8 protein-coding genes are annotated in these 14132 nt (G+C 61.8%); 2 read left to right on the top strand and 6 right to left on the bottom strand.

Annotated features, from left to right (window positions below; all coding sequences use genetic code 11):
- Positions 1 to 4: 4 nt before the first annotated feature.
- A complete protein-coding gene (locus tag AAAX35_RS04935; RefSeq protein WP_349116931.1) occupies positions 5 to 739 on the bottom strand; it encodes a 3'-5' exonuclease in 735 nt (244 codons plus the stop codon).
- 1295 nt (positions 740 to 2034) lie between these two features.
- Here AAAX35_RS04935 and AAAX35_RS04930 point away from each other — a divergent pair.
- A complete protein-coding gene (locus AAAX35_RS04930) occupies positions 2035 to 3033 on the top strand; it encodes a hypothetical protein (protein ID WP_349116930.1) in 999 nt (332 codons plus the stop codon).
- Between the two features lie 475 nt (positions 3034 to 3508).
- On the opposite strand, the gene xdh is transcribed toward AAAX35_RS04930, so the two are convergent.
- The 5 genes from xdh to AAAX35_RS04905 all read right to left on the bottom strand — a co-directional run bounded on the left by xdh (position 3509) and on the right by AAAX35_RS04905 (position 12884).
- Positions 3509 to 6286 carry a selenium-dependent xanthine dehydrogenase gene (gene xdh, locus AAAX35_RS04925; RefSeq protein ID WP_349116929.1) on the bottom strand — a complete coding sequence of 926 codons (2778 nt, stop codon included), beginning with the start codon at positions 6284 to 6286 and terminating at the stop codon, positions 3509 to 3511.
- Between the two features lie 12 nt (positions 6287 to 6298).
- Positions 6299 to 6778 (bottom strand): 4Fe-4S binding protein, encoded by a 480-nt coding sequence (locus tag AAAX35_RS04920; RefSeq protein WP_349116928.1) that lies wholly within the window; start codon positions 6776 to 6778, stop codon positions 6299 to 6301.
- Between the two features lie 11 nt (positions 6779 to 6789).
- Positions 6790 to 9789: a putative selenate reductase subunit YgfK gene (gene ygfK / locus AAAX35_RS04915; protein ID WP_349116927.1), complete on the bottom strand. Its 3000-nt coding sequence runs from the start codon at positions 9787 to 9789 to the stop codon at positions 6790 to 6792.
- Positions 9790 to 9938: 149 nt separating this feature from the next.
- On the bottom strand, positions 9939 to 11294 hold the full coding sequence (gene ssnA / locus AAAX35_RS04910) for a putative aminohydrolase SsnA (protein WP_349116926.1): 1356 nt from the start codon (positions 11292 to 11294) through the stop codon (positions 9939 to 9941).
- A 195-nt stretch (positions 11295 to 11489) separates the two neighbouring features.
- On the bottom strand, positions 11490 to 12884 hold the full coding sequence (locus tag AAAX35_RS04905; RefSeq protein WP_055285183.1) for a solute carrier family 23 protein: 1395 nt from the start codon (positions 12882 to 12884) through the stop codon (positions 11490 to 11492).
- A gap of 352 nt (positions 12885 to 13236) precedes the next feature.
- Between AAAX35_RS04905 and AAAX35_RS04900 the strand changes: the two genes are divergently transcribed.
- Entirely contained in the window at positions 13237 to 13893 is a 657-nt protein-coding gene (locus AAAX35_RS04900; RefSeq protein WP_349116925.1) for a PAS domain-containing protein, read from the top strand.
- The last annotated feature ends 239 nt before the right edge of the window (positions 13894 to 14132 follow it).

The raw sequence follows: 14132 nt of genomic DNA, 5'->3' as shown, positions 1-14132 counted from the left end.
CCCCCTACCTCCCCTCCGCTTTCAGCTTCAGCAGCAGGTCGCCCAGCTCGGGACACTTGCTGGAAAGGCGCGTCTGGGGTCGCTCGCCCATCCCCCACCGCTGGCGGATCTCCTGGGCGTGCGGGCTCACGCGGTAGTCTCCGTCCATCATCTGCTTGAGCAGCTTGGCGGTTACGCGCGCATCGGCAAGGGCGCTGTGGGCGTGGCCCGTCGACTCGTCGAACTCGATGCCAAACCACGCTGCCGCGTCGCCCAACGAGACGCACCCGTGGCTGCCAACGTCCATGATCGAGGTGTAAAACGCCTGCAGGTCGGCCCAATCCGTAGGAAATGCGGAAAGGTCGATGTGCTTTGCCTGGCACTCGGTCAAAAGCTGTCGACGGTCCGTCCCGCTCCAGCAAACCACCTGGGCGGAGTAGCGACCGATCCAATCGCTGAGCCTTTTGATCACCACATAGAGCGGATCGGCCATCGCGGTGTCCACGGCCGATATCCCCGTAAGCTCGCGGACGGGGAACGCAACGCCTTCGGTAAATTCCGTCTGCACAAACTGCGAGAACTCGCCCATCACGTTGCCGCGGTTATCGAGCTTAACCGCGCCGACCTCGATAATCTCGTTGCACAACCCGCGGCGCTGGCGCTGCCTTGGCACCGGCGCAAACTCGAAGTCGAGCACAATCTGACGCGCAAAGTTCGTCGTATCGATAGCCGAGATACACGGCGTCTTTTTGTCTAGCACGGTGAGGGCCTTTCTCCGTCAACTGCCGCTTGCTACATAGGCGGCTACATTGCCGTAAGGATAGGCGCTCGTGCGGACATGAAAGCGGGGCGCAATACCATGCGCTGGTCGCACGCCATGCAGACGGCCCCAAGAGAATCGCCCGCTCTATTCAAATGCATGAAAAAGATTTAGGCCCGGTGACTTGAATCAGCGGTCATCCCGGCCCCATCAGAGCTCACAGAGCTCTTGGTTGCTTTGGTCTCGCTCTTCACGGCGCTTATCGAACTTTCCGAGGCACTCAAGCAGCATTCGAAGCATAACAAGTCGCTGCCATTAAGGCGCTGACCTCTTGACCAAGCAACGGCGCTGCCCAGCTCTTCACCACTTGGGCTGCCGTCGACTTTATTCTATCCGCGAGCATCTGGTTTACCAAATGGATTTTCGGTAATGGAGGCCCAGTACCCCGCAAACCGCAAACCGCAAAACCACTACGCCCCAAGTGCCGCCATGGGGATCACCGCCACGCCGTCGTCGCGCGTGTAGGCAATGCTCCCCTTTCCAACCACGACCGCCAAAAACGCCGGCGCGGTATTCTAAGACGCGCTTTCCACTTGAAGCCATGTCGATTCTGGGACACAGTTTCCGCTTGAAGCCCATCCGGAAAGCACGTCCCATTCCGAGGCTTGAATCCGGGACGCAGTTTCCACTTGAGCTCCTGACGGGAAAGCACGTCCCACTCTGAAGCTCGATTCCGGGATACAGCTTCCGCCAGAGACCTCAGCCGGAAACGGCATCCCACTCTGGAGTCAGAATCCGGGACACAGCTTCCGCATGCGACCTCGTTGGGAAAGCTCATCCCGTTCTGAGCGCTCATTCCGGGATGCAATTTCCGTTTGAGGCCCGATCTGGAAACGGCATCCCACTCTGGGGCCGAAATCTGGGACACAGTTTCCGCTTGAGGGCTGTTCCGGAAAGCGCGTCCCGTTCCGAGCGGCAATTCCGGGTCACGGTTTCCTCAGGTACAAGACGACGATCCTCCGCCCTTATCACATGCCTTCAAATATGCAATCCAGAAACACAAAACAGCAGATAGAATGCTCTTTTTTTCAAAAAGTACACGTCCCGAAACTTACCAAGACTTCATATCCAGCTACCGTTCACGGTCGCCGATTACCGCCCACCGATTCAAACAAGAAATATGTCGCCAAAAGCAGGTCATCTACCTGCATGGTTAGATTTTGGTCAGCTTTTGGTCAGCTGAGCGGCAAGTTCCAGCTGATACGTTTTTGCTACCCAAAAGGAGGCGGTAGCTCATGACCCATTGCAATGACCAGCTCATCGACCAACTGCTCACTCAAGCCGAACAAGAGGGGCGCTGCCTGATTCCCCCGAGCACGGCGATCCGAAAAGCGCTCCTTCGGCGCACCAGCGGCACGGTTGTCTCGCCCATGCCGGGGTTGTTTGCGCGAAAAACGCGCTGGGATGAACTCAACCGAGCGCAACGCCATTGCGAAATCCTCCGCGCCCTTGCGATCATCCATCCCGATTGGACGTTCTGCTCGTTTTCGGCAGCTTGCCTGCTGGGGCTCGAGGTCTCGTGGCGACACCTGAACGTCGTGCATGTTTGCAGCTCGACAAAGCCGTCGGCTCGTCCGGGCGCACATATTCAGCGACACCAGATTGAGCCGGCCGGAGCAATACGCAGAGCCAGCATATCGGTAACGCCGCCCATCCAAACGGCCACAGATTGCCTGCTGCAAACTGGTTTTGCCGACGGCATGCCCATTGCCGATTCGGCGATCTCAAAGCTCGGCCTTGCGTCGGAACAGCTGATGGAGGCCGTTGAGCAACGAGCGACTGCCCGCAATGGTCGCGCGATTCGCACCGCCCTCACAACGCTTCGATATGCCGACGCCCGCGCCGAGAGCGGCGGGGAATCGGTCGCCCGAGCCGTCATGATCGAGACGGGCTTTGCGCCCGACTGGCTTCAATACGAGTTGACGGACCCCTTCGATTCGGCCAAGCCCATACGAACGGACTTTGCCTGGGAGCGCCAGGCGCGGGAACTCACGCTGGGCGAGCTCGACGGGCTCATCAAATATACCGACCAGACCATGCTGGCCGGACGCACCACCGCCGAGGCGCTCGTTGCCGAACGACAGCGCGAAGCGCACCTATCGCTCTACGGCCACCCTCTGCTGCGCTTTACCATGAACGAGGTCCGCTCGGCAGGAATGCTCGCCAAAAAGCTGCAGACGGCAGGCATCCGGCAGACCGCGCTGCCGACATGGCTCAACGAGGTGGACCTGTAGGAGCTGCTAGGCCACGCATCGCCAGATCGCATCCCCCTATCTGAGCCGCGTTTTCCCAACGACCACGCCAACGGAAAGCGCGTCCTAGCCTGGACGCTCAAAACGGGACGCACTTTCCGGATGGCGGACCTAGCGGAAAGCGTGTCCCGGAATGAACGCTCAAACTGGGATGCACTTTCCAAGTGAGCGGTTAGCGGAAAGCGCATCCCACTCTGAGGCATGATTCCGGGACGCAGTTTCCGGTTGAGGGCTGTTCCGGAATGTGCGTCCCATTCTGAGGCATGATTCCGGGACACAGCTTCCGGTTGAGGACCGATCCGGAAAGTGCGTCCCGTTCCGAGACTGGATTCCGAGACGCGGCCTCCGCTCCAAACAAAAGGCCCCAACTCGCGATGGAGCTGGGGCCAAAGGCACAGCATATGCAGTTGGTGTTGAGCGCGAACAGCTCGTCAACAATGGCCGTCCACGCTCTACCCTACCCGCGGCGACGGGCGCGGCTGTAGGGCGTATCCACCATGGGCAGATCCGGGCGCAGCTTGCCGTCAAACGCGCGGTAGGCGTTCTGTACGGCGGGCGCCGTGGGGATCGTTGCGATCTCGCCAATGCCCTTGCCGCCATATGCCACGGGCAGCAGCTCGTCCTTCTCCACGTAGATGGCGTGGATATCCGGAATCTCGGGCGCACGGAACAGCCCGAGCGTACCGTACCTTGCCTGGGGCACGCAGTCCTTGAGCGGCCAATCCTCGGTAAGCGCGTAGCCCATGCCCATGAGCACGCCGCCTTCGATCTGACCCTGGATGGAGATGGGGTTGACCACCTTGCCGGAATCGTGCGCGGCATAGACCTCGCTCACGCGACCGCCATCGTCCAGAATGACCACATGCGTGGCAAAGCCGTAGCAGATGTGGCTCTTGGGATTGGGAACGTCGGCGCCCAGCTTGTCGGTCGGCTCCAGGTACACGTAGCCAAACTCGCATCCCTCGAGCGCCTTGATGGCGGCCGCGGGATCCTGAGGATGCATACCCTGGCCGGCGACGAGCTCCTGCGTGTGCAGCTGATAGGCGCGACCGTCGTCGTACTCGATCTTGACGCCGTCGCCATGCGCATTCACGGGAGCGGCGGGCGCAGACTTGCCGGCCTCGATATCAAGCATGGCATCGCGCAGCAGGAAGGCGGCACCGCGCACGGCCTCGCCGGTCACGACCGTCTGACGCGAACCAGACGTGGTGCCGGAGTCGGGAGCGTTCTCGGTGGAGCACTCGCCGTTGGCAATGCAGCGAAGCGGCAGGCCGCATGCCTCGGCAACGTCCTGCAAAAAGACCGTATTGCAGCCCTGGCCGATGTCGGACGTAGCGGCATAGACCACAGCCACGCCGTCCTCGATGCGAATCTTGCAGCGGCCGGCATCGGGCAGGCCCACGCCCACGCCGGCGTTCTTCATGGCGCAGGCGATACCGGCGTGTCCGGGATGCGCATAGTAGGTATCCTTGACCTCGAGCAGCGTCTCCTTCAGCGCCGTGGAGCAGTCGGCAATCTGGCCGTTGGGCAGAACCTCACCCGGCTCGATGGCGTTACGGTAGCGAATCTCCCACGGATCCAGGCCGACCTTCTCGGCCAGCAGGTCGATTAGGCTCTCGAGCGCAAACTCGGACTGGCAAACGCCAAAGCCGCGGTACGCGCCGGCGGGCGGGTTGTTGGTGTAGTAGCCAAAGCCGCGAATGTCGGTGTTCTGGTACTTGTAGGGGCCGACGGCATGCGTGCAGGCGCGCTCGAGCACCGGGCCGCACAGCGAAGCGTAGGCGCCGGTATCGAAGTTGATCTCGCAGTCCAGGCCGGTAAAGTTGCCCTCGGCGTCGCAGCCCAGCGTAAAGGTGCCGTCCATGGCATGGCGCTTGGGATGGAAAGCGAGCGACTCGACACGCGTGAGCTTGCACTTCACAGGACGCTGGAACTTATATGCGGCGAGCGCGGCCAGGTGCTGGATGGACACGTCCTCCTTGCCGCCAAAGCCGCCGCCCACGAGCATGGTCTCTACAACCACACGCTCGGGCTCGCTATCCCAGCCAAACATGTGGGCACACTCTTTGCGCGTGTCGTAGGCACCCTGGTCGGTCGACTGCACCTTGACGCCGTTCTTGTACGGGAAGGCGACGGCGCACTCGGGCTCCAAGAAGGCATGCTCGGTAAAGGGCGTGGTAAAGCGCTGCGTCACGGTAAACGCGCTTTCGGCCAGCGCCTTGGCGGCATCGCCGCGCGTCACATGGCGGCTCTGGCACACGTTGTCCTTGAGCTCCACCGTGTTGCCAAAGGCAAAGAAACTGTCGTGCAGGCGCGGGGCGTCGGCAGCCCTGGCCTCGACAATGTTACGCACGGGCTCCAGCGGCTCGTAATCGATCTTTACGAGCTTCTTGGCCTTCTCGAGCGTCGCCTCGTCCTCGGCAACCACCAGCACGATGGCGTCACCCACGCAGCGGGTGATATCGCCCTGAGCGATCATGACGTACCAGTCCTGGATAAGGTGGCCGACCTGGTTGACCGGCACGTCCTCGGCGCGCAGGATGCCCACCACGCCGGGCAGGGCCTCGGCCTTGGAGGTGTCGATGGAGAGCACACGGGCGCGCGGGTACTTGGAGCGCACGGCGCTGGCATAGGTCAGACCCGGCTGATCGAGCTCGTCGATGTCGTCGGGATACTTGCCCTCGCCGAGCACCTTCTTGCGCACGTCGATACGGAAGGCGCGCTTGCCCACACCGTAGTCGTCGCCGCGCTCCAGGTCCTCGTCGATCTGCTTTTCGCCGCGGAGCACCGCAGCAGCCAACGAAATGCCCTCGATAATCTTTTTGTAGCCGGTGCAGCGGCAGACATTGCCACGGATGGCGTACTTGATCTGCTCCTCGGTGGGCTCGGGGTCCTCGGCGATGAGTGCTGCACCCGCCATGACCATGCCGGGGATGCAAAAACCGCACTGCACGGCGCCCACGGCACCAAAGGCGTACACAAAGGCCTCGCGCACGTCCTCGGGCAGGCCCTCGACGGTCACGATGTTGCGGCCGGCGGCAAGAGCAGTGGTCAGCACGCAGGCCTTGACGGCCGCACCGTCCACATGGATGGTGCAGGTGCCGCACGCGCCCTCGGAGCAGCCGTCCTTGGCGGAGTGAATATGCAGGTCGTCGCGCAGGTAGCGCAGCAGCGGCTTGTTTTGGGTCGTCGTGCGCTCGACGCCGTTAACGGTAAAAGTGAATTCCTGTGCCATGGTGATTCCCTTCTACACGCCGGCGGCGATGCCGGTGCGGTCGTGGATGGCGCCATGCGGGCAGACGACGGCGCACATGCCGCACGACAGGCAGTCCGCACCGTCGATATGGGCGCAGTTGTCCTCGATGCGGATAGCGCCGGCAGGGCACTTTTTGGCGCACATGCCGCAACCGATGCAGCTCGTGCCGCAGATCTTGCGGGCAATGGCGCCCTTATCGGTGTTGTTGCAGCGCACCAGAATGTTCTGGTAGCCGGGAACGAAGGCAATCACGCGCTGCGGGCACGCCATGCCGCACAGGCCACAGCCCGTGCACTTGGAGCGATCCACGCGGGCGATGCCATCGACCAGCGCAATGGCGCCGTGGGGGCAGGCCGTGACGCAGGCGCCACAGCCAATGCAGCCTTCGCTGCAGCGGGCGTCGCCGCCTGCGGAGGCACAACCGCTTCCGCAGGCAACGTAGGCCACGTTATGTTGAATGGATTTGGCCATAAGAGACTCGCCTATTTCTTAAGAAGGTACGAATAGTTGTCGCGCACAGCCCTGATGGTCAGGCGGACGGCCTCGGGAAGGCCGGTGTTGACGGCATCGACCGAGACGGTGCGGACCGTGCCGGCGACGCGGACCTTAAAGTGGTCCTCGTCCACGGCCAGGAAACCCTCGTTCTCGGAGTTCTCCATGTCCTGCTCGCTCCAGAACAGGGTGAGCTTGTCCTTGTAGGGACGACCCTCCTGGTAGGGGCAGAACACGGCGCAGTTTCCGCACTCGTTGCACATGCCATCGACGTGGACGACCTGATGCTTGGCCAGGCCCGGCACTTTAATTGCCACGTTGGCGCGGTTGGGGCACACGTCGCAGCAGACCTCGCACACCGAGCCGCAGCCCAGGCAGCGAGTCTTGGTGCAGTTGCGCTTGTCGCGGCACAGCGACCCCTTGCGCTCGTAGCAGGTGTCCTCGCGGCCGGCCTGAGCATTCTGGTCGGCGTACTTGTTAAAGTCCACGCCGGCGATGGCACGGGCAACCTCGGCGGCATCGGCGATGGCCTCGACCACGGTGGCAGGACCGCGACGGCAGTCGCCCGCAGCCCAGACGCCCTCGACGCCGGTGGAGGTGGCGGCAAGGCGGCCGCGACGGTCGTGTTCGACGCCCGCGGCATCGTACAGGCTGGCATCGATGCCCTCGCCCACGGCACAGATCACCGTGGTGGCGGCAAGCTCGACGGTCTCGCCCGTGGCGACGGGGCTACGACGGCCGCTTGCATCCGGCTCGCCAAGCTCCATAACGTCGCAGGTTAGCACAGCGCCGTTGAGCGCCTTGGGCGCCAGCAGCTCGCAGAACTCAACGCCGTCGGCAAGAGCAAGATCGAGCTCTTCCTCGTCGGCGGGCATCTGCTTCTTGGTGCGGCGATACACCAGGCGCACGTTCTTCACGCCGGCCAGGCGCTTGGCCACGCGGGCCGCGTCCATGGCGGTGTTGCCGGCGCCAATGACCACGACGTCCTCGCCTAGCTCGAGCTTCTCGCCCTTCTTGGCGGCCTCGAGGAACTCCAGCACATCGAACTCGGCACCCTCGCCCAGGCCCGCAGAGCCGGGCATCCAGGCACCGGTGGCCACGACCACGTCGGTAAAGCCCTGGGCCTTGAGCTCGTCAATGGACTCCACGCGGGCGTTGAGCTGAACCTTGGCGCCAAAGGCCAGGCAGAGCTCGGCATCGTGGGAGATATCGTCGCTCGCAATGCGGAACTCGGGAATCACGTGACGGACCACGCCGCCGAGCGAATCGCGGGCCTCAAAGATGGTGACGGGCACGCCGGCGCGCGTCAGGAAGAATGCCGTCGCCAGGCCGGCCGGGCCGCCGCCGATAACGGCAACGTTGCGCTCGCCGTCGTTGGCGATAGCCTGGGCACGCAGCTTGGGTAGCACGGCGGTCATGGCCTCGCGGGCGGCCTTGAGCTTGCTGGCGCGAATCTGGGCGCCCTCGGGCTCGTAGAACGCACGCTCGCAGGCACGACCGCAAGGATGCGGGCAGATGGTGCCGGTGATGAACGGCAGGGCGTTGCGCTCGATGATGATGTTGAGTGCGTCCTCGTAGCGGCCCTCGTCAACAGCCGCCAGATAGGCGGGAATATCCTGCTGGATGGGGCAGCTCGTGCGGCACGGCGTGGTAAAGCAGTCGGAAAGCGGGCTCTTGCCGGCGACCTTGCGGTCGGGCAGCGGGCGCAGCGGCTTCTTGTAGAGCGGGTTGGTGAGCGAGTCGGTCTGGATCGCAGTCACGGCCTCGAGAGAGACGCCCGCGAACGGCTTGCCATCCAGGTCGGTAAACTCGCCAGCCATCTGGCTAAAGCGCTCGTAGCCACCAGGCTTGAGTACGTCGGTCGCCAGGGTGACGGGCCAAATGCCGGCATCGTACAGGGCGCGGATGTTGTAGACCGTAGCACCGCCAGAGTAGCTAATGCGCAGCTTGCCATCGAACTGCTCGGTAATGCGACGGGCGGCCTCGATGGTCAGCGAGAACAGCGAACGGCCGGACATGTACATCTCGGTGGAGGGCAGCTCGTTCCTCGTCACGTCGACGGGGAACGTGTTGGTCAGCTTGACGCCAAACTCCAGGCCGCGCTCGGCACACAGGGCAATCAGACGCTCAAACATGGGCACAGCGTCGACCCACTGCAGATCCTCGCGGAAGTGCGTGTCATCGAAGACGATGTAGTCGAAGCCCAGCTCGTTGAGGCGCTGGCGAGCAAACTCATAGCCCAGCAGCGTGGGGTTGCACTTGATGTAGGTGTTGAGACCCTTCTCGGTAATCAGATAGGTCGCGATGCGCTCGATCTCCGCCGGCGGGCAGCCATGCAGCGTGGACTCGGTAATGGAGTTGGAGACGCGCGCCGAGATGGACTCGACAAACGCGGCATCGACATGCTCAAACTTGTCCAGGTTAGCGAGCGCCCACGTGCGGCACTCGTTCCAAACCTCGGAGCCGCTGGCGTCCTTCATGCCCTCAATGTACGCATCGACCTTGGGGCTCTTGATGCCCTCGAGGTCATAACCCACGGACATGTTGAAGACAAAACCATCCGGGCTGCCCAGGCCGTACTCGCGAGCGATCAGGTGGCAGGCAAACCATGCCTTCACGTACTCGGCAAAGGCCTGCGGAACCTCGAGCTCGGTCGACCACTCGCAGTTGTAGCACTCGTCCTGCGCCACGATGCAGGGCTTGTTCACACACTTGGAGAGCTCCTCGCCGTCCATAACCTGAACGGTCTTGAGCTCAAAGAAGCGGGAACCGGCCACGTAGGATGCCACGATGTTCTGGGCCAGCTGCGTATTGGGACCGGCGGCCGGGCCAAACGGAGTCTCGATGCGCTCGTCAAAAATGGGAAGCGCGCCCTCCTGGTTGGTCGTGACCATCTTGCGCACGCCAAAGACGGCGCCCTGAGTCTTGTGCTCCTCGATGATCCAGTTCATCAGCTGCGAAAACGGGATCGGCCTCATGATGTCGCTCATAATGAGCTCCTCTCTGTAACGCCCGGCGAGACCGCGCGACGGGCGCAAATACGGTGTAGCGCTAGCACAGCGCCGGCGACCCCGCGGAGGCCGCCTATGCGCGCGCCGGATGCGGCGAAACATCCGACGCGCGCGAATCTACTTGTGAATTAGTAGGTGCGATCGTTGAGCGTGCTCCAGAGCTTCTTGGACTCAGCCATGGTCCACGCGTTGATCTTGTCCTCATCAATCCCAACGAACTCGCGATCCTTGTACAGGACGCGGCCGTTGATAATGGTGGTGCGGCAGTTTTTGCCCATCATGCCAAAGAGCATGTGGCCGTCGATGTTCTCCTCGCTCAGCGGCGTAAAGGGCTTGTAGTCCATAACGATAACGTCGGCGGCAGCGCCGGCCTCGAGCACACCAAGCTTGCGATCGAAGTACTTGCTCGCCATCTTGGCGTTGTTCTCAAACAGCATCGTCATGGCCTCGCACCAGCCCACGTTGGGCATGGCAGCGTTGTGGCGCTGAATGATCAGGAAGACCTTAAGGCTCTCGAGCATATCGTGGGTGTAGGCGTCGGTGCCCATGCACACGGGGATGCCGCGGCGGAAGAACTCGAGCACGGGGGCGCAGCCCACGGCGTTGCCCATATTGGATTCGGGGTTGTTGACCAGCCAAGTGCCGGACTCCTTGACGATATCCATCTCGGCAGGCGTCACGTGGATGCAGTGGCCGAGCATGGTGTCGGGACCCAGCAGGTTGTGCTGTAGCAGGCGCTCGACGGGGCTGATACCACCGCGGTTGAGGCGGGAATCCCACACGTCGTTCATGCCCTCGCACACATGGATGTGGAAGCCGGTCAGGCCGTTGTTGGCCTCGGCCATCTTATCCATGGTCTCGTCCGAAAGCGTAAAGGTAGCATGTCCGCCAAACATGGCGGCGATCATGTGGTTGTCGTTATCGCGACGCTCCTTGGCGGCCCACTGGGCAAATTCGGCGTTCTCGGCAATGGCCTGGTCGCACTTTTCCTGGCCGCGGCGATCGGAGACCTCGTAGCACAGGCACGAACGCATGCCCAGCTCCTGAGCTGCATCCTTAATGGTAAAGAGGCTTCCCGGGATCTCGCAGAAGCTCGCATGGTGATCGAAGATCGTGGTGACGCCATCACGGATGGAGTCCAAAATCGTGGCATAGGCGCTGGCCTTGGTGCCGTCGAGCGTCAGGTTGTCGTCGATCTTCCACCACTGCTGCTCAAGATTCTCCAGGAAGTTGGTGGGGTTGCAGCCCTTAATGGCAAGGCCGCGGGCCAGACCCGAGTAGATGTGGGTGTGGCAGTTGATGAGTCCGGGCATGATGAGGTTGCCCCGGGCATCGACGTACTCGGCATCCGGGTACTTGGCCTTGAGCTCGCACTCGGGGCCCACTTCGACGATCGTATCTCCGTCAATGGCGACCGCACCGTTTGGAATAAACGGGGTCTGAGCGTTGCGGGTAAAGACGGAACCGTTAGCGACCAGAAGCATGGATGCTCCCTTCAACATCAGAGGCGGGGTTTGACACCTCTGACATGGCGGAGTGCGAAGCGCCGGCCTACACCGGAAACGGGCCCTCTCCCGTCAACGCTTCACCAAAGGGACAAACCCTTTGAAGTGCGGCTTGGCGCCGCATGGCGTCGGCGGACGAGGCGATACGCCCGCCGACGAATAGCACCGAATTGGTTACTTCTTGCTCTCGGGCAAGACCAGATCCACGGCAGCGTCCTTGGCAGCATCGATGTGCTGAGCCACGACCGGCGTCTGCGGAAGGATCAGGTTAAGGACGATGGCCATGATGGCGGTGGGGGTTACGGCATTGGAGCCGATGACGGTGGACACCCAGGCGGGCATGCCCTCGCCGGCAAGGCAACCGCTGGCCATCCAGATACCCAGGCCAAAGACGACGGAGGTGCCGACGATGGTGGTGGTGCGCTGCGTGAGGCCCTCGCGGGTGAACATGCGCACGCCGTTCATGGTGATGGTGCCAAAGACGCCGACGGTCGCGCCGCCGATGACGGGCTGCGGGATAGCGGAAAGGACGGCAGAGAGCTGCGGGAACAGACCGGCGATGGCAAAGACGGCAGCGATGATCACAAAGACCCACTTGTTGACGACCTTGTTGGAGCAGATGATGCCCACGTTCTGGCCAAGGGCGCTGGTGGGAAGACCGCCCAGCAGGCCGCCGACCATAGAGGTGAGGCCCTGGGATACGATAGCGCCGGAGAGCTCGCGCTCGGTGGGCATACGGTCGATGGAGCCCAGGCAGGCGGCGGAGACGTCACCGATAACCTGGATGGCAACCATGGGGAACACGACGGCGAGGGTAATGCAGACCTCGGGATCAAACTCGAGCGCGTAGGGCATGAGCTTGGGAAGGGCGAAGACCTGAGCGGTGGCGACGCTGGAGAAGTCGATCATGCCAAAGGGAATCGAAACGATCATGCCAACGATCATGCCAAAGAACACGGATCCCAGCTTGAGCGTACCCTTGCCAAAGTTGGCGAGCGCAAAGACCACGGCGAAGGTGATAAGAGCGACGCACCACGCCTGCGGGGTGCCCCACAGCGGCGTGCCCATGCCACCGGCCATGTACTTAACGGCCGTGGGATAGAGAGAGACGCCAATGGAGAAGATGACCGTACCGGTCACGACAGGAGGGAACAGCCACTTGATCTTGCTGTAAGCCAGACCAAAGAGGACCGCGACGGCGCCGCCGACGATCTCGCCGCCCAGTAGAGCGCCAAAGCTAAAGCCCGAGGCACCCATGGCCTGGAGGGCCGGGAGGAACGCGAACGAAACGCCCATGACGATGGGCAGGCCGCCGCCGATGCGACGGAAGGGAGCGAAGGCCTGAAGGGCCGTGTCGATTGCCGAAAGAATGAGCGCGACCTGGATGATGTCGGTGCTCTGCTGGCTATTAAAGCCGTAGACGCCGGCCATGATGACCGCCGGTGTAATGATGCCGGCAAACGATGCCAGTACGTGCTGAAGGGCACACGGGATCATTTCCTTAACGGGAGGCATGCCTTCGCGAGTGAACAGGGCTTCAGTGCCGTTCGTAACCGTCTCCTGGGTCATTTGACCACCAATCCTCGAAATAGTTGTTTTCGCATCTAACGCTCTATTGTGACGCAGTGCGGGGTTGAGGTTGTGCCTTCGTTGCATATCGTATTAAAGATGATTCTCATTCTCAATAATAATTTTTTGTTATCATACTATTCTTGAGCTGAGACAATGCATTTCCGCAGGTCAGGAAAGTGTCTGGTCAAAATAACATCTAACTTTTCTTTTGGTCGACCGTTTACCGCCAAATTCCTACCGCTCGTCTGTATTACGCAATGTACCTGCGAATATACGAGATGACGAACAGCGTGTTACCATGAGAAAAAATTGTTATGAACATTTCCGATTTCACCCCAAGGAGTTGCCCGTGAACGAGACCGTACGTCGCTTTTTGCCGATGGTCGATTTCCTGGAGCAGATACTCGGTAAGAACAGCGAAATCGTGCTGCACGATTTCTCGGATCCCGACCACGCCATTGTAGATATTCGCAACGGCATCGTGAGCGGCCGCAAGGTCGGCGGCCCCGCCACCGATCTGGCACTCAAGATCATGCACGACGCCAAGTATCGCGACCTGCCGTTTATTACGGGCTATGAAGGGCGCGGCGCCGGTGGCAAGACGTTGGAGTCCGCGACGTTCTTTATCCGCGAGAATGACGAGATCGTCGGTATGCTCTGTGTCAACACCGACCTCTCGACCGTGCGCTCCATCAACGCCATGGCGCAGCAGCTCATGGCGTGCTTCGACGCGGGACCCACGCGCACGGAGCCCGCCCTTATCGAGGTCGAAAGCCTTTCGGAGTCTACACAGGAGCTTATCGACCGCAGCATCGCCGAGTTGCTGAGCGCGCGCGGGCTGGATGTAGCTTCGCTTGGTCAGAGCGACCGCGTGGACGTCATTCGCCACCTCAACGGCAACGGGGTGTTCATGCTCAAGGGCGCCGTGGCCTGCGCCGCCACCGCGCTGGGCATCTCGGAGCCCAGCGTCTACCGCTACCTGCAAAAAGTCCGCAAGGAAGGCTAACGAGCAAAATGGAGCGCGGCTCCACAAGCGATCCGTCACTTGACAAAAGACCCTGCAGCTCGCACTGAACTGCGCCCCAAATCTTGGACGCCCTAAATAGCGACTAGGCCGGAAGGGCCTGATTCCGGAACTCCTCCGGGGTCAGGCCCTTCAATCTTACCTGCCTCCGGCTCGTGTTCCAGTGGACTATGTATTCCTCCAGGTCGCGTTTGAAATCCTCGAACGTCTTCCACTCGCGG

This window comes from Collinsella sp. CLA-ER-H11 (assembly GCF_040092445.1).
Classification (GTDB): domain Bacteria; phylum Actinomycetota; class Coriobacteriia; order Coriobacteriales; family Coriobacteriaceae; genus Collinsella.
This window is presented reverse-complemented; position numbering and strand designations above follow the sequence as displayed.